This is a genomic window from Streptococcus infantis (assembly GCF_047464615.1).
In the GTDB taxonomy this organism is placed as follows: domain Bacteria; phylum Bacillota; class Bacilli; order Lactobacillales; family Streptococcaceae; genus Streptococcus; species Streptococcus infantis_Y.
On sequence record NZ_JASHBO010000002.1, the window covers coordinates 129,740 to 151,889 of the forward strand.

General features: G+C 40.9%; 16 protein-coding genes. 3 read left to right on the plus strand and 13 right to left on the minus strand.

Going from position 1 to position 22,150, the window contains the following annotated elements; genetic code table 11:
* The first annotated feature begins 85 nt into the window (after window positions 1-85).
* Window positions 86-301 (plus strand): hypothetical protein, encoded by a 216-nt coding sequence (locus QM450_RS01980; RefSeq protein ID WP_153224843.1) that lies wholly within the window; start codon window positions 86-88, stop codon window positions 299-301.
* Between the two features lie 81 nt (window positions 302-382).
* Window positions 383-1,186, plus strand: a complete 804-nt coding sequence (locus QM450_RS01985; protein ID WP_414319503.1) for a peptidylprolyl isomerase — start codon at window positions 383-385, stop codon at window positions 1,184-1,186.
* 53 nt (window positions 1,187-1,239) lie between these two features.
* Here QM450_RS01985 and QM450_RS01990 read toward each other — a convergent pair whose 3' ends face one another.
* From QM450_RS01990 to QM450_RS02035, 10 genes are all read right to left on the minus strand, one after another.
* The gene (locus QM450_RS01990) at window positions 1,240-2,781 is read right to left on the minus strand and encodes an ABC-F family ATP-binding cassette domain-containing protein (protein WP_414319504.1); all 1,542 of its coding nucleotides are present in this window, start codon (window positions 2,779-2,781) and stop codon (window positions 1,240-1,242) included.
* Between the two features lies 1 nt (window position 2,782).
* Complete coding sequence (locus QM450_RS01995; protein WP_414319505.1) at window positions 2,783-3,256, minus strand: VanZ family protein; 474 nt, start codon at window positions 3,254-3,256, stop codon at window positions 2,783-2,785.
* Between the two features lies 1 nt (window position 3,257).
* Window positions 3,258-4,343, minus strand: a complete 1,086-nt coding sequence (gene rlmN / locus QM450_RS02000; protein ID WP_414319506.1) for a 23S rRNA (adenine(2503)-C(2))-methyltransferase RlmN — start codon at window positions 4,341-4,343, stop codon at window positions 3,258-3,260.
* A gap of 20 nt (window positions 4,344-4,363) precedes the next feature.
* Entirely contained in the window at window positions 4,364-4,894 is a 531-nt protein-coding gene (locus QM450_RS02005; RefSeq protein WP_414319507.1) for a YutD family protein, read from the minus strand.
* 164 nt (window positions 4,895-5,058) lie between these two features.
* Window positions 5,059-5,928 (minus strand): aquaglyceroporin Gla, encoded by an 870-nt coding sequence (gene gla / locus QM450_RS02010; protein WP_414319508.1) that lies wholly within the window; start codon window positions 5,926-5,928, stop codon window positions 5,059-5,061.
* 158 nt (window positions 5,929-6,086) lie between these two features.
* The gene (locus QM450_RS02015) at window positions 6,087-7,253 is read right to left on the minus strand and encodes an ATP-grasp domain-containing protein (protein ID WP_414319509.1); all 1,167 of its coding nucleotides are present in this window, start codon (window positions 7,251-7,253) and stop codon (window positions 6,087-6,089) included.
* A 12-nt stretch (window positions 7,254-7,265) separates the two neighbouring features.
* A complete protein-coding gene (locus QM450_RS02020; RefSeq protein WP_414319510.1) occupies window positions 7,266-8,006 on the minus strand; it encodes an esterase family protein in 741 nt (246 codons plus the stop codon).
* 21 nt (window positions 8,007-8,027) lie between these two features.
* On the minus strand, window positions 8,028-8,852 hold the full coding sequence (locus tag QM450_RS02025; protein WP_414319511.1) for an alpha/beta hydrolase: 825 nt from the start codon (window positions 8,850-8,852) through the stop codon (window positions 8,028-8,030).
* 135 nt (window positions 8,853-8,987) lie between these two features.
* Entirely contained in the window at window positions 8,988-10,202 is a 1,215-nt protein-coding gene (gene thiI, locus QM450_RS02030; protein WP_414319512.1) for a tRNA uracil 4-sulfurtransferase ThiI, read from the minus strand.
* A gap of 8 nt (window positions 10,203-10,210) precedes the next feature.
* The gene (locus QM450_RS02035) at window positions 10,211-11,353 is read right to left on the minus strand and encodes a cysteine desulfurase family protein (RefSeq protein WP_414319513.1); all 1,143 of its coding nucleotides are present in this window, start codon (window positions 11,351-11,353) and stop codon (window positions 10,211-10,213) included.
* A 136-nt stretch (window positions 11,354-11,489) separates the two neighbouring features.
* Here QM450_RS02035 and QM450_RS02040 point away from each other — a divergent pair, with 136 nt between their 5' ends.
* Window positions 11,490-11,906, plus strand: coding sequence for a DUF6556 family protein (locus QM450_RS02040; protein WP_414319514.1), 417 nt, complete (start codon window positions 11,490-11,492; stop codon window positions 11,904-11,906).
* Window positions 11,907-12,186: 280 nt separating this feature from the next.
* Here QM450_RS02040 and QM450_RS02045 read toward each other — a convergent pair whose 3' ends face one another.
* From QM450_RS02045 to QM450_RS02055, 3 genes are all read right to left on the minus strand, one after another.
* Window positions 12,187-12,816, minus strand: coding sequence for a lysostaphin resistance A-like protein (locus QM450_RS02045; RefSeq protein WP_414319515.1), 630 nt, complete (start codon window positions 12,814-12,816; stop codon window positions 12,187-12,189).
* Between the two features lie 123 nt (window positions 12,817-12,939).
* Window positions 12,940-13,104, minus strand: a complete 165-nt coding sequence (locus QM450_RS02050) for a hypothetical protein (RefSeq protein WP_414319516.1) — start codon at window positions 13,102-13,104, stop codon at window positions 12,940-12,942.
* Window positions 13,105-13,587: 483 nt separating this feature from the next.
* Window positions 13,588-22,023 (minus strand): SIALI-17 repeat-containing surface protein, encoded by an 8,436-nt coding sequence (locus QM450_RS02055; RefSeq protein ID WP_414319517.1) that lies wholly within the window; start codon window positions 22,021-22,023, stop codon window positions 13,588-13,590.
* Window positions 22,024-22,150: the final 127 nt, after the last annotated feature.

Below are 22,150 nucleotides of genomic sequence, written 5' to 3' on the forward strand. Positions count from 1 at the left end.
ATTTCGTATCCTCAAGGATCATCATAAACGCTGGCAGAAAATCATTACAATTTCTGGAGGAATGGCAGTTCTCATGGTCACTTTCATGTCCTTCTATGGACTTTTTTACAATGGCATTGCTATCACACCCAAGACCTATCTAAGTGCCTGGACTGTAAACTTTATTGCAGCTCTTCCTCTAAATTTCCTAATTGTTGGACCAATTGCCCGTTTTATACTAAGTTCTTTTCAGAAACCATTTACTGGGGAAAAAGAAGTTGAAGATTTTCAAGATGATGATGAAATCCCAACTATTATCTAAGCTATTTCTGTAAACTACTAACATTTGAAATCCACTTTCAATTAGGGTACAATGGTAGAAATGATTTTTGAAAGGATTACCATGAAAAAAATAGCAACACTTCTATTAATCTCAACTTTTGCCCTTGCTGGATGTAGCAGTATCCAACGTAGTCTGCGAGGGGATGACTATGTAGATTCTAGCTTGGCTGCTGAAGAAAGTTCCAAAGCAGCTGCCCAATCTGCCAAGGATCTCAAAGACGCCTTGACAAATGAGAATGCTAACTTCCCACAACTCTCTAAGGAAGTTGCTGAAGACGAAGCTGAAGTCATTCTCCACACCAGTCAAGGAGATATCCGCATCAAACTCTTTCCAAAGCTAGCTCCACTTGCGGTTGAAAATTTCCTAACTCACGCAAAAGAAGGCTACTATAATGGTGTTACCTTCCACCGAGTGATCGATGGCTTCATGGTCCAAACTGGTGATCCAAAAGGGGATGGTACTGGTGGTGAATCCATCTGGCATGATAAGGACAAGACTAAAGACCAGGGAACTGGTTTCAAGAGCGAAATCTCTCCGTATCTCTATAACATTCGTGGTTCTCTCTCTATGGCCAATACTGGTCAACCAAATTCAAATGGTAGCCAGTTCTTCATCAACCAAAATACGACAGATATTTCTGCCAAACTCCCTACAAGTAGCTATCCAAAGAAAATTATCGAAGCCTACAAAGAAGGTGGAAATCCTAGTCTAGATGGCAAGCACCCAGTCTTTGGTCAAGTCATTGATGGTATGGATGTTGTAGATAAGATTGCTAAAGCCGAAAAAGATGAGAAAGACAAGCCAACGACTGCTATTACTATCGATAGCATTGAAATTGTTAAGGACTACGATTTTAAATCTTAAAAACCAAAAAATACAGTATCCTCGTTAGGTACTGTATTTCTTTTACTCTCATTTTAAGTTAAGTTGTTAAAATCCCAGATTTGGTCCATCCAGCCTTCATAGAAGTCTGGTTCGTGGCAAACCATAAGGATTGAGCCCTTATACTCTTTTAGAGCTCGTTTGAGCTCATCCTTAGCATCCACATCCAAGTGGTTGGTAGGTTCATCTAGAACAAGGACATTGTTCTCACGGTTCATCAGGAGACAGAAACGAACCTTGGCTTGTTCCCCACCTGACAAGACCTGAATCTGGCTTTCGATGTGCTTAGTCGTCAAGCCACAGCGGGCAAGGGCTGCACGAACTTCTGCTTGATTGAGCGCTGGAAAGGCATTCCATACCGCTTCTAGTGGTGTTTGGCGATTGCCTCCTTCCACTTCTTGTTCAAAGTAGCCAAGTTCCAGGTAATCTCCACGTTCAACTTCCCCAGCAATTGGTGGGATAATTCCTAAAAGACTCTTCAAGAGGGTTGTTTTCCCGATACCATTGGCACCGATGATGGCAACCTTCTGATTGCGTTCAAAGGTAAGATTTAATGGTTTTGTAAGTGGGCGGTCGTAACCAATCTGCAAGTCCTTGGCTTGGAAGATAAAGCGGCCTGGTGTACGTGCAGATTTGAATTCAAATGATGGTTTTGGTTTCTCGCTTTGAAGTTCGATGATATCCATCTTATCCAATTTCTTCTGGCGGGACATGGCCATGTTTCGTGTTGCAACACGCGCCTTGTTTCGAGCCACAAAATCCTTGAGGTCCGCAATTTCTTTCTGTTGACGTTCATAGGCTGCCTCTAGTTGCGATTTCTTCATGGCATAGACTTCTTGGAACTGGTAGTAATCTCCAGAGTAGCGAGTCAACTGTTGATTTTCTACATGATAGACGATATTGATCACATCGTTGAGGAATGGAATATCGTGCGAAATCAGGACAAAGGCATTTTCATAGTTTTGGAGATAGCGCTTGAGCCAGTCGATATGCTCAGCATCCAAGTAGTTAGTTGGCTCGTCCAAAAGCAAGATATCTGGCTTTTCAAGGAGGAGTTTCGCTAATAATACCTTGGTTCTTTGTCCACCTGACAAGGCTGTTACATCCGTATCCATCCCAAAATCCATGACACCAAGGGCACGCGCTACTTCATCAATCTTGGCATCCAAGGTATAGAAATCACGACTCTCCAAACGGTCTTGGAGTTCTCCAACTTCTTCCATGAGAGCATCAACATCCGCTCCGTCTTCAGCCATTTCCATGTAGAGTTCATTGATACGTGCTTCTGCCTTAAATAACTCATCAAAAGCAGTACGAAGAACGTCACGCACGGTTTGACCTTCTTTGAGCACAGCGTGCTGGTCCAGGTAGCCTGCTGTCACATATTTAGACCATTCCACCTTACCTTCATCAGGTACCAACTTACCAGTCACGATGCTCATGAAGGTTGATTTCCCTTCACCATTAGCACCGACCAGACCGATATGTTCACCTTTGAGGAGACGGAAGGATACGTCTTCAAAAATCGCACGGTCACCAAAACCGTGACTTAAATTTTTTACTTCTAAGATACTCATTTTAATTCCTTATCTTGTGTTTATATAGTAGTTTATAAAGGACCCAAGCCAAGTAACCACCCAAAGTGTTGGTCCACAAATCATCAATCTCAAATACCCGATTAAAATCAAAGAAAAAATCCAAGACTAATTGTGTGCATTCGATTCCCAAGCTCAATAAAAAGCTAAACAAAATCACTCTCTTCGTTTTTCTTAATTTAGGATTGAGATAGAGAAGCTGGAAAATCAATGGAAAAAACAAGAGGATATTTAAGGCATTCTGCAAAATAATCCAAAACAGCTGTAAAAGGCTGGTTATTTCTCCAAGTTTCCACAAAGAGTTGAATGGAGTCAAAAGAAAAACCAGGCGTCCAAGATGTTGAATACCTGGAGTTTCCACTCCTGTAGGAAGTTGAGGTTGGGGAGTAAAACAAAAACAGACGATACAAAGACTGTATAAAAGCACTCCCAAGCTTAGTAATGTTTTTCGATTCATCTTATGGATTTACTTCAGCTACTGCTTTTTGACGATCACGTTTCATGGTATTTGAACGCAACTGTCCACAAGCGGCATCGATATCAGTACCATGTTCCTGACGAACGACACAGTTGACACCTTTTTTCTTGAGCGTATCATAGAAGGCCATGACACGCTCTTTCGGACTACGACTGTATTGGTCGTGCTCACTGACCGGGTTGTAAGGAATCAAGTTGACATATGACAATTTCTTAATGTTCTTGAGCAATTCTGCCAACTCGAGTGCCTGCTCCACTCCGTCGTTAACTTCATTAAGCATGATATACTCAAAAGTCACACGGCGGTTGGTTGTCTCTATGTAATACTCGATAGCTGCAAAGAGTTTTTCAATTGGAAAGGCACGGTTAATCTTCATAATGCTTGAACGCAGTTCATTGTTTGGAGCATGAAGAGAAACAGCAAGGTTAACCTGTACTCCTTCATTGGCAAACTCACGAATCTTGTGAGCCAAGCCAGAAGTTGATACGGTGATATGACGAGCACCGATTGCCATTCCCTTATCATCATTGATGGTACGGATGAAGTTCAAGACATTATTGTAGTTATCAAATGGTTCTCCAATACCCATAACAACGATATGACTAACACGTTCATCTTGTCCACGTTCGTCAAAATACTTTTGAACCAACATAATTTGGGCAACAATTTCTCCATTATTGAGGTCACGTTGTTTCTTGATCAAGCCTGATGCACAGAAGGTACAACCAATATTGCATCCTACCTGAGTGGTTACACAAACTGATAAACCGTAGTGTTGACGCATCAGTACAGTTTCAATCAACATACCATCAGGCAACTCAAAGAGGTACTTGACAGTACCATCGGCTGACTCTTGCACGATGCGTTGTTTCAAAGGATTTACCTCAAATTGATCATTGAGTTTGGCAATCAAATCCTTAGACAAGTTGGTCATTTCTTCAAATGACTGGACACGTTTACGATAAAGCCATTCCCAGATTTGATCTGCACGGAATTTCTTTTCTCCCTGTTCAAGTGCCCATTCTTGCATCCCTTGGCGGGTTAAACTATAAATCGACGGTTTCATGTTTTCTCCTTATTTTCTACTCACTTCTGACGAATGACGAAATGACGTTGCCCCTTGTCTTCTTTCTGGGATTTTTGTTCTTTTGAACGTCGTCTATTTCTTTTATCTGTATGATTTCTTTTCTTGTTTTGAGAAGGTTTCTTTCCTTTTCGAGAATCTTTTTCTTCCTCTTTTTTGCGCATCTTTTGGTCAAAGGACGCCCGCTTAGGCACTTGGTTTTCTAAGACAAAATAGGCACAACCATAGCTACAGTACTCTAGTAGATAATCCTGCAAGCGACTGATTTTTTCTAAAGACTCTTCAGCACGTTCATTCTTATAAAAGCCTCGTAAGCGTAACTGTTCATTACTCCAGTCTCCTACGATATAGTCGAACTTGGTCAAAACTTCTGAAAAACGTTGAGTAAATGCCGTCACATCAAAAGCATCCTTGCTATTTTCAACCAAGGTAAAGGCAAAACCTTCAGCCTCGACCTTAGTTCCAGTCACACGAAACTCTGGACCAGGGAATTTATTGTAATTGTATAATTCAGGTGCAATTTCTTTACGCATAATTTTCCTTTTTCAACGATTTCTTAACACTCTATTTTACCATATTTTCGGGATATTTTCACCTTTAGCATTAAAATGAAAAAAGTCTGACGATTTAAGAATCTCTATCTAAAAACTCGACTTTCTTAGACAAGAAAAAACTGGGATTTCCCAGTTTTGAGTGATTATAGGTAAAGTAATTTGAAGAGCGCTACTGCTGCAATAGCTGCTGCAATCGGTGCAACTACTGGTACCCAAGCATACCACCATTTTGAATCACCCTTGTGTTGACCAAGGATTGATTTTGGAAGGAAGGCATGAAGGAGACGTGGTCCAAAGTCACGAGCTGGGTTCAAACCAGGTCCTGTAGGTCCTCCAAGTGAAGTAACCAAAGCCATTACCAAGAAACCAAGTGCCAAGTGAGCAACAGAAAGTCCTGATGCTGTATGAGGCGCTACTTGAGCTTTAATTGCCAAGTCAGAGAAGTCAACATTTTGACCAGCTTGAGTTGCCATTTGTTTCATGTATTGGAGGACTTCAGCTCCAAAGAAGTTCTTTGTCAAACCAAGTGCTGCAAAGAAGAGAACGAATGATCCAACAAACTCGTTGATAAAACCGTTAACTGTTGCAGCGAAGCGTGATTCTTTTGTACCTTGGTCCAAACTTGAAATAGTCGAGAATGATCCCAAGATATTGTTTGCTTTTTCAGTTTGCAAGTAGTAAGGACGGTGAGTTGCAACAACCAAGGCTTGTCCGAAGATCGCTCCCAATACTTGTGCAATGATGTATGGTACTACTTGTGCCCAAGGGAAAAGCCCGCTAACTGCTAGACCAAGAGTGAAGGCTGGGTTGATGTGGTTACCAGAAACATTACCAAACATCAAGGCAGGGATCATAACCCCCATACCGTAACCAACAGCGATAACGAGCCAGCCACTTTGGTGACCTTTCGTACCTTTAAGTTCAACGTTGGCAACTGCACCATTTCCCAAGATAATCAAGATGGCTGTTCCCAAAAATTCAGTGGCATATTTGACTGCCCATGCGAAATCCATTGATAGATTCTCCTTAATATTTTTTAGACAATCCCTATTCTATCAATTTTTAAGCCTTTTAGCAACAGATTTTCTAAAAGAATACCGCAGGAAAACGCTTTTATTTCAGCTCTTCAAAAAAGACCTAACAAACCTAGTTTGTTAAGTCCTAATTTTGATTATTCTTGACGCTGACCAAAGTCCTTAATCATCTGATCCATTTCTTCACGACTTGGTGTCGTTAGCATATAGAGAAAGTCTCCTTGCAATTCAGCAAAGGCTGCAGGCATGATTTTCTTGACCTTGAATTGCTGACCGTATTTGGCAAGCAAGTCTTCTTCTGAATAAACATAGTTGGCATTAGCGCGACGAGATGTTGCCAAGCAGTATAGGGGCTCGAATTGAGAAGCAGGGAATGGTTCACCTGCAACGATCGCTGCATAACCCTTATACAAGTCAAAAGAATGAGCATAGTTATAGACATCAATTGTGAAGCCGCCCGCTGGACGGTTATTGTACTCAATGGCGATATAATCATCACCCTCACGGAAGAACTCGATATGGAAGAAACGTTCCTTCATGCCAAATTCTTTGACAATTGCCTCACCATACTTGCGCAATTTTGGATCCATCTCTTTGAGAACATAATAAGAATTGTCCATCTTGTAAATCATAAGATCGAGAGGTGTGTGAGCATAGTCAAAGGTCGTAGAAAAGACGATATTCCCGTCTCTATCTACCAAACCATCGAAAGTACAGATTTCACTAGAAGTAACAAATTTTTCAAAGAAATAAACGGTTGAGTGATCCCATTCAGCTTTAAAGTGATTGACATCATTTTCTGTTTCAAGTTTGAAGGTTGCCGCTGCTCCCACTCCATTATCAGGTTTGGCGATCATGGGAAGGCCGATTTCTCTCACAGTTTTATCAACATCTGCTTCTGTTTCAATCACCGCACCTGGCACAACTGGAACTCCAGCTTTCTTGAAGAGTTTCTTCATTTCGGACTTGAACTTAGTCTTCTTAAGGTCTTCTGGTTTGGCACCAAAAACATTGAACTGTTCACGAAGGGCAGCATCCAACTCTAGCCAGTATTCATTGTGTGATTCAATGCGGTCAATTGGACCATGTTTGTAGAAAAGAAAGGCTACTGCACGTTTAACTTCATCAAGATTTTCAAGATTATCAACTCGGAAATACTCAGTCAAGCTATTGCGCAATGGTTCATCTAGTTGTTCATAGGGTTCTTGCCCAATCCCTAGAACGGTGATTCCTTTATTAGCTAGTTCAATACTAAATTGTTGGAAATTTTGTGGGTAATAGGGTGAAATTACAAGATAATTCATAAGCGACTCCTTTTATAGACTCATATGACCGAGGAAATAAGACATTTGTTTGCGCCACCATTCCCAGTCATGGGCAACATCGTGTCCCCATTCTGCAAACCAAGCAGGAATTTGTTTTTGGTCGAAGGCTTCTTTGAGCTTGTAGTAAGAAGGTAGGCCATCATGTTCCCAAGCACCTAGTCCCGTACAAACTACAATTTCAGCTTGACGATAACGATCGATAAACCAGCCATCATTTTGATTCCAGATATAGTCTACTGGTGAATTTTGATAGATGGCATCATCATTGTAGTAGTCACCTACAAAGAAACGCGCGTCGTAGACACCACTAAGAGCAATGACTTTGGTGAAGACATCCGGATGCTGCAGGAAGAAGTTTAGGGCATGATAAGCGCCCATTGAGCAACCTGTCGTCATCATACCGTCGAACCAACCTGTTTTATGCTTGATAAAAGGAATGGCTTCTTCAATGACATATCGCTCATAAGCACGGTGCATTTCAGCTTGGTCATGACCGTTTTTCCATGTCGCAAGCCAGCTCTCGCTATCGACACTTGAAAGGGTAAAGAATTGCACTCGACCTTCCTCGATAAAGGATACACATGCATCAATCATGCCAAAATTATAGTATTCATTGTGGCTACCACCTGAGGAAGCAAAGACTACAACCGGGATGCCCGCATGTCCATAACGGTTGACGTACATTTCACGGTTAAGATGACCACTCCAGTGGCTAAGATGTTCAATATTCATATCCTGTCTCCTTTATATTGATTACCATTTTTCTGCAAAAAAACGTAGGCAAGCTGGTAGATTTTCTGACCATGGCACTTCATGATGGATGGCTCCAGCCTGAACCTTGAGAGAGAGATTTTCCAACTGCACTCCTCCTGCTATCAAATCATGATAATAGCGAAGAGAAGAGTCAATATAGGCCTGCTTGATATTACCAGCCATGAGAGTCTTATCTGTGTCATCTGCCTCTTCCGTTCCAACATAGATAAAGACTCGCTGATCAGGTAATAGTTTTTTACGATCGATATAGCGATCAAAGGCCTCTTGGTGAAGCCAGTTAGCTGATGAGAAAACTCCCAAGCAACCAATCTGATCTTGATACTCCAAGCCGATAAACTGGGTAATATTGCCACCAAGTGAAGATCCTATCATAGCAGTGTGTTTACGGTCTGCTTTTGTCCGATAGTTTTCATCGATAAAGGGCTTAACCACTTCCATGACAAATTCTGCGTACTCGACTCCCTTACCACCAAATTGTTGGCCAGGAATATTAGACTCTTGGAATTTCCATGCCGCATACTCATTCATTCGTCCTAGGCCATCATTGTCAATAGCCACAACAATCATACGGCTGATATCTGGATTTCGCTTGATAGCAGGAATAATCTTCCAGGAATGTCCAACGTAAGATTCCTTACTATAAAAGACATTTTGTCCATCATGGAAATACACCACAGGATAACTTCTATCCGTGTCTTTTTCATAGTTTTTTGGGAGGAGAACACGAACCCGGCGCTCCTTACCTGTGTAGGGAACCACTAATTTATGCTCTCGCATTTTTAGATAGAAATAAGATTGATTCATTGTCAGAAAACTCTCTATATTCAAAATTTTATCTAATTATATCATAAAAATAGAAAAAAAGTCAGTTTCCGTCCAAATTTAGAACAATAAACTAACTTTTTTTACTTATTTTATCATTTCCTCTGGTTTTTCTGATTAGAGGAGATCATCGATCAACTCATCGACAGCATCCTTCTCAGCTTGAGGTGTAATTTCAGTAATCATAATTCCTGCTACTGCTCGCTCAACCAATCCTTCAACATCCATACGGGCTTCATACTGCTCTGCATTCTTAATCTTTGGATTTGTCTTCGGACGATCGGGTGCAAAAATAGTACAACAATCTTCAAAGGGCTGGATAGAAATTTCAAAGGTATCAATTTCCTGAGCAATGTCAATGATTTCCAACTTATCCATAGTCACAACTGGACGGATGATGGGAGTGTTGGTAACTGCATTGATAGCCTGCATGCTCTCCAAGGTTTGGCTGGCTACTTGACCTAGGCTTTCCCCATTGATAATGACCAAACCTTTTCTCACTTCACGGATACGGTCGGTAATGCGCATCATAAAGCGGCGAGTCAGAGTCATGAGATAGGCTTCTGGAGCTTTAGCCTTGATTTCTTCTTGAATCTCAGTGAATGGCACTTCGATAAACTGGATATTACCACCGAATTTGGTCAATTTACGAGTCAAGTCTTGCGCTTTTTTGAGGGCACCTGGACTTGTATATGGTGGACTAGCAAAGTGGACAGCCTCGATATCTACTCCACGTTTTAGAGCTAGATATCCAGCAACAGGAGAGTCAATCCCTCCTGACAACATGAGCATACCTTTACCAGAAGTTCCAACTGGCAAACCACCTGCACCACGAATGGTTTCATATGAAAGGTAGGCTGCTTCCTCACGAATCTCCACTTGAAGATTGATGTCAGGATTTTTCATTTGGGCTTGCACATTTGGAATAGCTTCAAATACTGCTCCACCGAGTGTCTGGTTGAGTTCCCGACTATCTAGCTCAAAGTTGTGGTCGCTACGCTTACTTGAGATTTTAAAGGTCATCCCTTCCTTGTAGATGTCCTTCATAATTTCTTGCACGGCAGACTTAAGAACTTCTACGGATTTTTCAACCTTATATACTGGAGAAAAGTTTTGAATCCCGAAAACTTGCTTGAGAGATTCTGCCACTGGTTCGTAATCTGCCCCATTCAGATAAGCATGGGCACGATCGCGATCTGCTGTGACTTTTACTTGAGGATAGATGGATAAAACATCTGAGATATTATTACGTAGTTTATTGATGAAACGCATACGGTTTTTGCCCTTGGTTGACAACTCTCCGTAGCGAATCATAATTTCTGAATACTGCATGAATACTCCTATCTTACTTTTTTAGTTTGATTGTAGATTAATTTCAACTTGGTCAAGAACTGCTCTACCTGACTCATATCATTTTCTAGATCTAGACTGAGTCGTACTGCTGACTGGGCTTTATCCTTTTCAATGCCCATGGCAATCAGGGTCCCAGCAGGTTTTCCAGCCTTGGACGAACAAGCAGAGGTTGTAGAAATGAAAATATCATAGTCTTCAAAGGCATGAACAATGACTTCCCCACGAACACCCTTAATCCCAAAGGTCAGAATATGAGGGGCAAAGTCTTCCTCACCTGAGAAAACAAAAATATCTGGATATTCAAGAAGAGCTTGACGGATAACTTCCTTCATCTGACTCGTTTTACTAGTAAACAAGTCTAATCTCTCCATAGCCAAACGTAGTGCTTTAGCTGTCGCTGCAATCCCTGCTACATTCTCAGTTGTTGAACGATAGTCACGCTCTTGGCCACCACCAGTTAAAAGCGGTGTAATTTTCTTGCCAGACTTGATATAGACAAAGCCAACACCACGAACTCCGTGGAATTTATGACTAGAGAAGGTCGCAAAATCCACTCGGTCAGTCAAATACTTTTCTGTCGGAATCTTGGCCAAGGCCTGAACAGCATCTACATGGAAAGAAATGGTTGGTTTATCCGCTAAAAGTTCTGAAATAGTTTGGATGGGCTGGATTGAGCCGATTTCATTGTTGACAGCCATAACAGAGACTAGCGTTGTATCAGGACGAAGTAGATTTTCTAAAGCAGCTACATCTACAAATCCTTTTTCATCAACTGGTGCAAAATCCACTTCAAAACCTTGGGTCTTAAGCCAAAGAGCTGACTCTTTGACTGCTGGGTGCTCAATAGCTGACACAATAATGTGTTTACCAAATTGCGCTTTTTCAAATGCAACCCCTTTGATAACCCAGTTATCCCCTTCAGTGCCACCAGATGTAAAGAAAATTTCCTCGCTTTTCTTGTCAATCAAATCTGCAATCTGTTGACGAGAAGCTTCTAAAATTCTGGTAGACTGGTCTCCCAAACGATGGAGACTTGAAGGATTTCCTAAAATCTTTGAAGCAACCTGCATATAAGTCTCTAACGCTTCAGGATATGGCTTGGTCGTTGCCGAATTATCAAAGTAAATCATGGTTTCTCACGCTTTCTAAAATCACTCCTTCTATTGTATCACGAAACAGTTCAGGCGACAAGAAAGGCAATTCAGGTTCATTTAAGTTTTTTTTAAAGATTTTCGGTATAATGAATTTTAGTAAAGGAGAGATATTATGTCTAATTATCGTAGAACATCAAAACCTAAAACGGAACACATCAAAAAAGGATTTACTGTTTTTCAAAAAACGATTGCTACTATCGGTAGTATTCTGGGACTGATTACTGCAAGCATCACCATCATGAATGCTATGAATAACAACAACAATAATAACTCTAAAAAAGAAACTACGACAACCCAGACAACTGTCATAAAAGAGATTCAAAAGGAATCCCCTCAAGAGAACACTACTCCCAACAAGGATAATACTTCTACAAAGGACAACACACAAGAAGAAACGACAAGTCAATCTAGTAGCAGTGAAGAAAGCAAGAAAGAAGACACTAGCAGTAAACAAGAACAACCAACTGCTCCTTCATCTAGCACTCAAACAACAGATACAAAAACGTCTACTACTAATGGAGCTTCCTAAAAGAACGATCTAACAGCCAGTGATTGAATCGCTGGTTTTTTATTGCTATCTTCAGCATTTATCAGCAAAAGTTGATCTTTGCAACAGAAAAATGATCAGCCTTTAAACCAATCATTTTTTGAATATATTTTATACTCAATGAAAATCAAAGAGCAAACTAGGAAGCTAGCCGCAGGTTGCTCAAAACACTGTTTTGAGGTTGTGGATAGAACTGACGAAGTCAGTAACAAATATACGGCAAGGCGACGCTGACGTGGTTTGAAGAGATTTTCGAAGAGTATTAGCTAAAAACTAAAAATAGATAGTTTAGGATAGATACCAGTACCAGCACTCCGTTATTTAGCAAATGAACAGCTATAGAATCAAGAATATTCCCTCTACGAGCATAGGCTAAGTAAAATATCACTCCCAGTAAAAAATAAGTTACAAACTCTATCGGATAAAACATATGCAGATAGCCAAAAATCGCAGAACTTATTAGCAATTTTAACCACTTTTGATCTTCTTTAAAAAAATAGTGGCTGAAGAATCCTCTAAATACTAATTCTTCCATGATTGGAGCAAATATACCAATTGCAAAATGAAAGGCGATGAAAAATAGAGGAAAAACTCGAGTGACCTGCTCACTTGTAGCCAGCAAGGCCGCATCGTTAGCGGATGTTGGATTTCCAGTAACCACTTGAATCAGAAGAGTACCTACAATCGCTACGACTCGAGTAGCCACATAAAATAAAAGGGCTATTCCAAAATCCTTCCAGGTAAATTTGAGAGTCTTCTGCTGGTCTGGAACTTTCTTTTTATACTGTCTCCAAACAGCAACTAGCAAGAAGGTAGCAAGTAGCAAATACCCAATACTAGTCGTCCACTTTAAGGATAGAGAACTAGAATCTTCGAGAGCCAGCATTCTCATGGGAAATGTATTTATATTTATAATCAGTAAGATCATTCCTATAAATTTTAAACTATTTTTCAACTTTTGCAAACCGCTACCTCTTCTTTCCTTAACTCCAGCATTTCCACTTACTAACGATGCTCATCTATGCTTTCTTTCCTCTTTATGGATTTCTACTCCCTTGATCAGGGATAATAACACAAGGATAACCCCAATATCTAAATTGATTAAACTACCTCCATTAGCAAATAAATACAAACCCAAGCAGGCTTGTGCTAAAGGAAAGATATATTTCTTAAATTTCATAGATACTCCCCAAAGCTTTCTACAAATAAATGAATAGAATAACTCCTTAGTCTTACTCACAAGAGAACATCAAATTTCAGATTTACTTTTCTCTACTAGCTATTTTTAAATCCAATTCAATAATACTCTTCTGATTAATTTGTAAGATCGGTTTAATTCTTTTAGGGTTGAACCAGACCACCGAATTACTAAATCATGTTTAGGAACAATTATAGTTTAGCATTTATTTCTAGGAAAAGATTGCTCTTTCTTAAATTGTCATCAAAACATCCTAAATGGTAGAAATTGACTTGCGACTTAAGGACTTCGTTAGGAGTTCGAAATGTTTTATCCAAGGAACTTCAATGACCATCAGCTTCCTCACTCTAAGAAAAAGCGAACAATACCAGTCTCTGTAGATCAGAAAACTAGTTTTGTCCGCTTTTTATTGTCGAGATTAGTCTCTTGATCCAATCTCTATGACTTAGATGCTTTTACATCATCTTATTCGTCGTCTTTTTTCTTTCCCATAGCAAAGAGACCAAGAAGTGCTCCTACAACACCTACGGCTGCAAGGCCGGCATTTTCTTTAGTACCTGTCTCTGGGAGCTTGTATGGATGACTTGCAGGTGCTTGGTAGATCTTATCTTGTGACATAGTAAGAGCTACAAGAGACTGCTCATCTGTGTATGCTGGAGTTTCACGTGTAGTTGGGGCTGAACCATTCACACTTCCAGTAAATTCTGGAACTTCGTGAGTAGTTCCTTCTGATCCATTTACGTGACCAGTGAACTCTGGTACTTCATGGATAGCTGCTTCTACTCCATTGACACTGCCTGTGAATTCTGGAACTTCTACTACTGGTGCTGGAATCTTGTCTGCTTCTACCGTAGCTTCAGTATACTCTGGTACTTCATGGATAGCTGCTTCTACTCCATTTACGCCGCCTGTGAATTCTGGGACTTCATGGATAGCTGCTTCATCACCTGCTGTGCCAATAGCTTCAGTGTATTCTGGAACTTCTTGAACAGCTGCTTCGACTGCGTTAACGCCACCTGTGAATTCTGGGACTTCTACTACTGGTGCTGGCTCATCACCTGCTGTACCAATAGCTTCAGTGTATTCTGGAACTTCTTGAACAGCTGCTTCGACTGCGTTAACGCCGCCTGTGAATTCTAGGACTTCTACTACTGGTGCTGCCTCATCACCTGCTGTTCCAATGGCTTGAGTATATTCTGGAACTTCATGAACAGCTGCTTCGACACCATTTACGCCACCAGTAAATTCTGGGGCTTCTACTACTGGTGATGGTTCGTCACCCTTACTTGTAGTTGGAGCCGGTTTGGCTGGTTCCTCTGGAAGTTCTTGGTGGAATGTCGTCATTTCGTAGAACTCTGGTTTACCTCCTTCCCAAACAAGTTTCACATCCAATAATGGAGATTTATCTCGGACAGCAAATGTTTGGAAGCTTGAGGTAATCTCACCTATTTCTGACCAAGAATCTCTTTTATCTGATTTAAGAGTTCGAGCCAATACTCGAGCCTTCACTCCTTGCGGAAGACTTGAAACAAGTCGGATATGGTTCACATCTGTCGGTTCTGACAAGTGGTAAACAAGCTCACCTTGGTCTTTCTCAGCCTTGTAGCTAGTCAAGACTTTACCATCTACGAGGTTGGTGTAGAGGTTACCTTGGCTTTCACCACTGTTTCCTTGAACAGTTGGATCATTAATCGGTTTCACGAATTCGCCATCATTGATCACCAACTCAGTGAAGCCTACAAAACGAGCATCATAGTTAGCTGTAAATAGAACACGGAGATAATTGGCTTTAACTGGACTTGCAAGTTCACCCTCGATGTAGCGGTTTCCTGGCATCTTAGAATCATGTGTCCAACCATCTGTCAAGGAATCATCACGTGTCTCATTGGCAACACCATCACCAACTGTCACAAGATCTGTCCAAGTCTTGCCATCTTGACTGACTTGAATCTTACCATCACGGAGATAGTTTTGAGTGCCGTCTTGAATGTAAGCTCTAATTTTCTTGATTGCACGTTCACTACCAAGCTTCAAGGTGATATGACCATCTTTACGCGCATAGTCTGAAAACTCTACAAAGTTATTGTAAACTCCGTCGAACAATTGATCCAAGTTCTTAATCTTACGAACGTCATTGCGACCATATGTTGGATGGATTCCCATTGATGTCGAATCAAGTGTGGTTGGTTGAACTTCTTTTGTCTGAACAAGTAGAGATGTTGCTGTCACTGCTTGTTCTTGATTAGTCTTATTAACCAAACGAACATAACGTACCAAGGACTTATCAGTCACTTGATTAGCTGGATACCATTCTTGGGCATTTGGAGAGTATTCCAAATTGAGGGATGGGTTTTCTGTACCAACCGCTTGAATGAGTTCAGCTTGGTGCAGACGATCAAGTTTCATACCCAAATAGCTATTAGCTGGAAGTTTTGTTCCGCTCGGAATTTGCATATTATAACGGCCTAGGCTATCATCAACTGGAGTTGACTTCAAGCTTTCAACGTTTGTATCAGTCAATTGGCTATTGCCTGTACGTGTTTCAACTGAGAAGTCAGCGATACGCCACCATAGGTTGATGTTCTTAGTATTGCGAATACGAACATAGCGAGCTGAAATTGGAGTTTCGATTTCTTTGGTTTGTTCACCAGTCAAGCGATCCAATTCTTGCCATGAGTTACCATCTGCAGAATATTCAAGAACACCTTCTGCTAATTTATCTCCTGAACCTTGGTGGAGACGAACCTTAGTCACAGGTTTGACTTCGCCTAAGTCTAGTTGTACCCAACTATTTACTGGAGTTGTATCAGTTCGATCAGAATTCGCAAGCATGGCTTCAGTATTGTCGCGACCGTCTGTAATCTGACCAACTGTCGTATTGTACTTGTACATAAGATTTGGACTAATCGTCACAGTAGCTGGCTGTTTAGCACGAGTAACTTCCACAGGGCGGTTAACAGCAATTTCTCTTACAGCAAACCAAGTATTATCACGATCTGAAGTCGCAATCATTCGAACAGCCTTGGCACGAATATTGAGTTTTTCATATTTAATAAGAGATTCATTTCCAGTGTAGCTTGGTTCTGAAAGTGTTACCCACTCATCATTTTCATTGAGATACTCAACCTTAGCATTGTTAAAGGTATCACGAGGATTTGCTTGAGTTCCCATTGCAAAGGTCAAGTTTTGGAGTGGAACAGCTTTGTTAAATTTCAAACCAATATAATCACCAGTCTTGATACTGTTTGGCGATTTGATTAATGCATGAGTTCCCAAATCTCCATCAGTTACCTCAGCAAGTCCGCCTTCTACACCTGTACGGTTTGTGATAAATGTACTGATAACTTGGTCTGGATGCAAGGCTTTTTGAACTTCTGTTGCCAAGATTTCACGCAGTCCAAGCAAGAATGGACGGATATGTTGAACACCCAACTCAGCTTTTTCATCATGGTCTACATAATGGAAGGTATAAGTTTGAGACTGTTCATATAGTTTCAATCCCTTATAGTAACTATCCCAAAGTTTTGCAGAATCGTTCTTTTCGATAGCTTCTGTACCATCAAGGAGAGCACTCAAGGCATCCATTTGGTCAATGGTATTGTCCAACCAATAATGGATTTGAGCACGCATCTTTTCATCACCAGAGGCTTTATAAAGTTGAGCTGCAGCTTTTAGTTTCGCAAATTCTGCACGCAAGCCTTCACGCTCTGCACCAACATCTTGACCAGCTTTCAACTTAGACATGAAGGCCGCCAATTTCGGTGCAAGTTCAACAGACTCTTCCAACTTCACAACACGGCCATCCATATTTTGGTTAATCATGTGTTTACCAAGCTCACGGAAGGCAAGAGATGCTTCGCTATCTGTAAACTTACCATTTTCAACAAAGTTGAAGGCAATATCGTTTACTTTCTTAGCTTCTTCTTCTGACTTCCATTGTTTCCATGCATATTGAGCTGCAGAGAAGAGAGCAATCTTAGAAGGCTCAGATTGTTGCATTGGATTCAACATGATACCTGAAAGAAGACTAGGATCAACATTTGGATGAAGGAATTTCTCACCTCCACCTAAGATTAAGTGTTGTTTAGAGTTATCTGTAACAGGCCAATTGACCCATAGAGAAACTGGACGATAGGTCTTACCACCTGCAGCCAGGTTGTTCTTAAGGTTAGAGAGGAAGCTTTCGGATACTTCACCCCAAATCTTACCACCAGTAAGGGTCATAGAGGTTGAAGTTGGAAGATTTTCATTGAGTGCTTTCAACTCATCTTCACGGCCATTACCCCAATATTGACCTGGGACAAATATCATTTCCTTACGAAGGCCACCATAAGTTGCTTGTTTTTCAGTCAACCAGTCTGTCATGTCCTTCATCAAGCGGTTGTAGCTATTGTAGCCACCAACTGGACTTGGGGCATCATCGGCCAAAATACCGAACTCACGAACACCGACATCCATCAATTGAGTGAATTTAGCCTTAATAGTTTCAAGGTCTTTTTGGTAGTCAGCATCGTTGCCAAAACGGATACGGTTATTCATGAATGGGTGGATGGTCCATACATAACGAGTCTTATTTTGATTTCCGACACGCGCCAATTCACGGATTTCAGCTAGTTTTTCTTCTGGATAAAGTTCACGCCATTTCTTGTTGTGATATGGATCATCTTTTGGTGCAAAGAAGTATTGGGTCAACTTCAAGTCACCACCATAACGCATCAACTCAGCACGATCAGCATTGCTCCAAGGGTTACCATAGTATCCTTCGATAAAGCCACGGTTCTTAATTTCAGCATAGTCTTCAACTGTTACGTTACGCAAGACTGGAGCTTCACTTTCATTAAGCATGTGTTTGAGAGTTGTCAAACCGTAGAAGACAGCATCTGTATCTTTACCGACGATAGAGATTGTATTGTTCTTGATTGACAAGGCATAGGCATCAATCTTATCAAAGAGTCCTTGAGAAATTCCAGACACTTCTTTTTCAGCCTGGGAATTTTGACCATGAACACCCAGGTAGATATTGGTAGCACCTGCCACTGCTGATTGACTGCTTGTATATGAGATTTGATGATCTTGTAAAACACTCTTCAAGCGGTTACGAGTATAGATATCCAAATTATCCCCCATAACAAGATTGACTTGTTTATGGAGTTTTGTAACACCTTCATCGTAAGTTACTTTTTGTGGCGTTGGGAAGACCTTATACTCTTTCTTAAGGTAATCTTGACTTTTCGATGCTGCAGCAACCGCCTCGTCACTTGTAGGTTTTGTAGCTACAAAGTTATCCGCAAGTTCAGTTGTACCATCGCTTACTTCTTCAACTTTAGGTTTTTCTGGTGTCACAGGTTTCTCTGGACTAACTGGCTCTTCTACCTTGCTGGTCGAAACTGGTTTCAGAAGTTGAATTTCTGCAGCACTACCAAATCCTGCAACACCTGCTAGAACTTTTAACTCTACCTTATCCGTTTCAACTGCATCAAAGTTCACTGTTTTCTCTTTGGCATTGTTTTCCCAAGTTCCTGAAGCAACTTTAACCATCTGACCATCTTTTTGAGCATATATTTCATAAGATGTCACGACACCATTACCACCACCTGGACGTGGAAGATAAGTCAAACCATTGACTTTTTCACTTGCTTTCAAGTTCATAGCAACTGTGAATGGTGCTTGATGTCCAGACCATTTTGAATGCCAGAAGGTGTTTGGATCATTGTCGAAGGCTTTTTCTACTGGACCTTCTGCATTGGTACCTGGTAATTCTTGACTAGTTGCAGAAACTGTAAAATGATTATTTGGAATCAAACGTGGATTTACAAATGGTTCATTTGACAACTCAGCACTATGCAAGATTCCTTTGAAACCACCGATTGTTTCAAGTGGTAGAACCAAGCTATTATGAGCAAAACGAGGATTAGCTGGATTTGCAATCCGTTCAACCTTTTCACCATCTACATAAACTTCTGTCGATTGTGGTTTCGTTACAACAGAGATTTGATAACGTTTGTTCTTTTCAAGTTTCTTGTTGAATTGAATATGGAATTGCTCAAAAGTATAGGCAAGGTAGCCATCCTTATCTGCAAGATAAAGTTGATTATTGCCACTTGTTGAGAAGGTCTGTTCACCGTCACCAGTTACAGTAACATCCATTTTCAAGACATGACTTGGTCCTGCGTCACCAACTAGACCTTCGATTGTACTGTCTTTATCGAAATTCAATCCTTTTTCACTTGTTTTCACTTTCTTAGCAAGATAATCTTTGACAGTCTCAGGATTAATCTTGAACAAGTCTTCTTCAGCTACGGTCTTATCTGGATTAGATTGTGGTGCATAGACACTTGCTGGTTGAACACGTTCTGCGTAGGTCTTGGCTGCACGGTCTGAACCCCAAGTGCGTTCTGCAGTTGATTGCATACTCTTGAAGAAGCGTTTAAAGATATCGTAAGAAGTGAGTCCAGTTTCATGGAGGTCAATATTATCATTCCATACTGCATGACCACCACCAAGGATATTTGGATTAGAGGCTTCTAGACGTGGTCCTCCACCTGTTGAGAAGTCATTCGGTGTCCAGCGATTGTATTGAGTTTCATAGTTGGCATAATCTCCATATCCACCTTGACTGTTGCTTCCACTTGGAACACTATAGGTTGGAATATCTGTGATATTGATAATCTTTGCGCCTTGAGCAATAGCATCAGCTGGACGTTGCCATCCGATACTCCAGATATCAACTTCTACATCTTTCCAATCAACTGGTGTTGCACCTGGTTTAGCACTAAGTGAACCCCAAATACGTGGTGTATAGCCTTTGCCTTTGATATACTGAATCATATCGTTGACATAGCGACGATAGCTTTCGCGACTACCATAATACTCATCGGTACCGATATGAACAGTAGAAACGCCATGAAGTGGTGCGTCTTCACCATCGAGCAATTTATCATAGACTGATTTGACAAAAGCAAGTGTTTCTTCGTACTTGTTATCCAAGTCCAACATAGCAACTCGTTCAACATTGTGCTTGCCCCTATAATCGCTAAGACTGCCTTTGTACATAAGGTCAGGTCTAACCTTAACAAATGAAAGAGCGTGACCTGGTGTATCAATTTCAGGAACAAGGTTGATATGCAAAGCTTTGGCCAACTTGATAATTTCTTGCATTTCTTCCTTAGTGTAATGCTCGTCAGATGTTAATTTTTCACCATTTTCACCGACAACATCAGTCTCTACACGGAATCCTGTCTTGGCATTTTTAAGAACATAATCCAGTTCTTCATCTTGAGAAAGATTCTTACCAGCCAAGTGATCTTTTAGGAAGATATAGTTGTCATTCAAGTGCAACTGAAGATCGTTCATCTTGTAGTAGGCCATGTTGAGCATGATGTCTACAAGCGTATCATAAGGAATAAACTTACGACCTGTATCTAGCATAAAGCCACGGTGACTGAAGCTTGGGAAGTCACGGATTTCTCCGTTTTGCAAATCCTTTTCTCCCATCTGAAGGAGAGTACGAGTTGCGTAAAAGGCTCCTGCGTTGGTCGCCGCTTCTACTGTGATAACTCCATCTTTAATGGTGATACCATAGCCTTCTTTGCCATAGCCTTTATCTACAACTTTCTTAAATTCAATCCGTTTTTGAGCCGTTTGATCACCTGTAGCGATTTCTAGCCCACGACTTTCAAGGTCAGTCTGATAGAATTTAGCTTCTTGACCAAATCCAGAATCGCCAACTGAAATCACGGTATCAGCTGTAATAGAAGTTTTGCCTTCAGTTCCATACCATTGTTGAACTGCTGGTGCAACTGCTGGCTTAGTACCAACGCCTTCGTCTGCATGTAATCCTTTAATAAGGACTTCAAATTCTTTTGTGAAGGTATGAGTATCCTTGACTTGTTGGACCATTACCTTGACAGTTTGATCTGTTAAGGGTTTGTAGATCTTGTTATTAAGATCAACAACTCCCTGTTTGTTGCTACCAATCAAGCTAACTTTTCCTGGCAAGCTCGGTAAAACAATTGACTTACCGTCTTCAGCAACTGTTAGTTCTGTAACTTGGCGAATGTCTGTCGGTTTGCTAGCGTCTGGAATGTTTGAATAGGCACGAATTTCTTGAATCCCAACATTTTTCCAGTTCATTGTACCAGCTTGGTAATCCGTGATTTCAAGTTTAAGGTATTTGGCTTGGATAGCTTCTTTTAAGTCAACCTTTTCATCAAGTACAGGTGTTCCTGTTCTTTGATGAGCCAACTTCCATTCTTTGTTACCTGAACCATTTACATCATCTTGCCCAGCGTAGTAGAGATTCCAAGATTTGATATTTGGATCGTTTTGTTGACCACGAAGACGGCGATCCCAATCAATTTCCACATGCTTAATTACAGTTGTCTTCTCAAGTGTAAATTCGATTGTTGGTTTCTCAACGTTTTGGTCAGTAGCCCAACGAGTATCAGGTTTGCCATCAATTGCCTTTTCTGCTGTAAATGGTGTGTTGGCTTCATGGTTTGAAGCTGTTGCAGTCGCCTTTTCTAGATGATTGACATCTGGTGTTTCAACTAAATCCTTAGCAACTGGTTTTGTTTCAGCTTGGGGAGCAACTGTCGGAGTTTCTACTTCTTTCTTCGGAGTTTCTTCTACATTTGGCTGAGTTGCCACCTCAGTGGCTTTATTTTCGACGGCACCAGCATTTGCTTCTGCTTTATCAATAGCTGATGCTAAATCTGCTGGTAACTTTTCCAGTGGTTGGACCTGTGTTACTGCTCCCTCAGTTTCTACAGGAACTTCTTTTTCTGCTGCTTGAACCATTCCGGCACCAAAGATACTGGCACCAATCATGACAGAAGCTGCGCCGATTGTAAATTTACGTATACTGTAATGACACCGTTTCTCAAATAAGTGTTTTCCCATTTTTCTCCTGTTTCCTTTCATACGCTTCAAGAGTAAGCGTTCTCATTCCCCTTTAGAAAAAGAAGAGGACCTAGAGGTCCTCTCCGGGTTTTGTTTTTCTCCACTACAATAAGTAAGGAGCTCGAGC

Excerpts from the sequence above, each read along its gene's own strand:
- QM450_RS01985 (WP_414319503.1), top strand. The coding sequence starts at position 383 with ATGAAAAAAATAGCAACACTTCTATTAATCTCAACTTTTGCCCTTGCT.
- QM450_RS02005 (WP_414319507.1), bottom strand. The coding sequence starts at position 4,894 with ATGCGTAAAGAAATTGCACCTGAATTATACAATTACAATAAATTCCCT.
- QM450_RS02020 (WP_414319510.1), bottom strand. The coding sequence starts at position 8,006 with ATGAATATTGAACATCTTAGCCACTGGAGTGGTCATCTTAACCGTGAA.
- QM450_RS02025 (WP_414319511.1), bottom strand. The coding sequence starts at position 8,852 with ATGAATCAATCTTATTTCTATCTAAAAATGCGAGAGCATAAATTAGTG.
- rlmN (WP_414319506.1), bottom strand. The coding sequence starts at position 4,343 with ATGAAACCGTCGATTTATAGTTTAACCCGCCAAGGGATGCAAGAATGG.
- QM450_RS02035 (WP_414319513.1), bottom strand. The coding sequence starts at position 11,353 with ATGATTTACTTTGATAATTCGGCAACGACCAAGCCATATCCTGAAGCG.
- QM450_RS02015 (WP_414319509.1), bottom strand. The coding sequence starts at position 7,253 with ATGAATTATCTTGTAATTTCACCCTATTACCCACAAAATTTCCAACAA.
- QM450_RS01995 (WP_414319505.1), bottom strand. The coding sequence starts at position 3,256 with ATGAATCGAAAAACATTACTAAGCTTGGGAGTGCTTTTATACAGTCTT.
- gla (WP_414319508.1), bottom strand. The coding sequence starts at position 5,928 with ATGGATTTCGCATGGGCAGTCAAATATGCCACTGAATTTTTGGGAACA.
- QM450_RS01990 (WP_414319504.1), bottom strand. The coding sequence starts at position 2,781 with ATGAGTATCTTAGAAGTAAAAAATTTAAGTCACGGTTTTGGTGACCGT.
- thiI (WP_414319512.1), bottom strand. The coding sequence starts at position 10,202 with ATGCAGTATTCAGAAATTATGATTCGCTACGGAGAGTTGTCAACCAAG.
- QM450_RS01980 (WP_153224843.1), top strand. The coding sequence starts at position 86 with ATGTCCTTCTATGGACTTTTTTACAATGGCATTGCTATCACACCCAAG.
- QM450_RS02045 (WP_414319515.1), bottom strand. The coding sequence starts at position 12,816 with ATGAGAATGCTGGCTCTCGAAGATTCTAGTTCTCTATCCTTAAAGTGG.
- QM450_RS02040 (WP_414319514.1), top strand. The coding sequence starts at position 11,490 with ATGTCTAATTATCGTAGAACATCAAAACCTAAAACGGAACACATCAAA.
- QM450_RS02050 (WP_414319516.1), bottom strand. The coding sequence starts at position 13,104 with ATGAAATTTAAGAAATATATCTTTCCTTTAGCACAAGCCTGCTTGGGT.
- QM450_RS02055 (WP_414319517.1), bottom strand. The coding sequence starts at position 22,023 with ATGGGAAAACACTTATTTGAGAAACGGTGTCATTACAGTATACGTAAA.